Below are 1339 nucleotides of genomic sequence, written 5' to 3' on the forward strand. Positions count from 1 at the left end.
ACGCGTTGTTGGGCGGGGCCGTTGGGTGCGGTGAGTCCGTTGCTGGCGCCGTCTTGGTTGATGGCGCTGCCGCGTACGAGGGCGAGGATGGGGTGTCCGTTGCGCTGGGCTTGTGACAGCGGTTCGAGGAGAAGCATGCCGGCGCCTTCGGCCCATGCCGTGCCGTCGGCGTGGGCGGCGAAGGGTTTGCAGCGGCCGTCGGGGGCCAGACCACGCTGGCGGCTGAACTCGATGAAGCCGGTGGGGGTGGACATCACTGTCACGCCGCCGGCCAGGGCCATGGAGCACTCTCCGGACCGCAGTGCCTGGCAGGCCAGATGCATGGCCACCAAAGACGACGAACACGCGGTATCGACCGTGACCGCCGGACCTTCCAAACCGAAGGTGTACGACAGCCGGCCTGACATGACACTGGTCGCGTTCCCGGTCACCAGGTAACCCTCGACACCATCCGGAGTCTCAGGGAAGCGCGGCGCGTACTCCTGTGCTGCGGCACCTGCGAAAACACCGACCTGACTTCCTGAGAGTGAGGCCGGGTCGACGCTCGCTCGTTCGATGGCTTCCCAGGCGGTCTCCAGCAGAAGTCGTTGCTGGGGGTCCATCGCCTGTGCCTCGCGGGGGGAGATCCCGAAGAAGGCCGGGTCGAAGTCGGCCGCGTCGTGGAGGAATCCGCCCTCGCGGACGTAGGACGTGCCCGGCTGGTCCGGGTCGGGGTCGTAGAGGCCGTCGAGGTCCCAGCCGCGGTCAGTCGGGAAGGGAGAGACGGCGTCGGTGGCCGTGGCGACCAGATCCCACAGGGCCTCCGGCGAAGACACCCCTCCCGGATAACGGCACGCCATCCCCACCACCGCAATCGGCTCATCGGGCATGGGCGTACGAATGGTCAGTGGGGAAGCCGGATTGCTCGGGACGCGAAGAAGCTCACTAGCGAGAAAAGTGGCCAGGACAGCGGGAGTTGGATAGTCAAAGGCCAAGGATGCGGGCAGTTGCAGCCCGGTCGTTGCGACGAGTCGGTTGCGTAGTTCGATGGCGGTGAGGGAGTTGAAGCCGAGGTCGGTGAAGGCGTGTTCGGTGTGGATGGTGTGGGGTGTGGTGTGGCCGAGGCTGGTGGCTGCGTGACCGCGTACGAGGTCGAGGAGGGTTTGGTGTTGTTGGGTGGGTGTGAGGTGGGTGAGTTGGTTGCGGAGGGTGTCGGCGTTGGTGAGGGTGGATGTGGGCTGGCTGGGGGTGGATGCGGGTCGGGTGGTTGTGGGGATGAGGTGTTGGAGGAGGGGGTGGGGGGTGGTGTGCTGGGCTTGTCGTTGGAGGGTGGTGTGGTTGAGGTGGATGGGGATGAGGA

The 1339-nt window shown here is 66.4% G+C and carries 1 protein-coding gene; it reads right to left on the reverse strand.

Features of this window, described 5'->3' with window-relative positions:
- Nucleotides 1-1339: acyl carrier protein (locus ACZ6JY_RS40815; RefSeq protein ID WP_469204664.1), on the reverse strand; the 1339-nt coding region annotated here is incomplete at both ends.

The sequence above is a fragment of the Streptomyces sp. NPDC046335 genome, assembly GCF_055587985.1.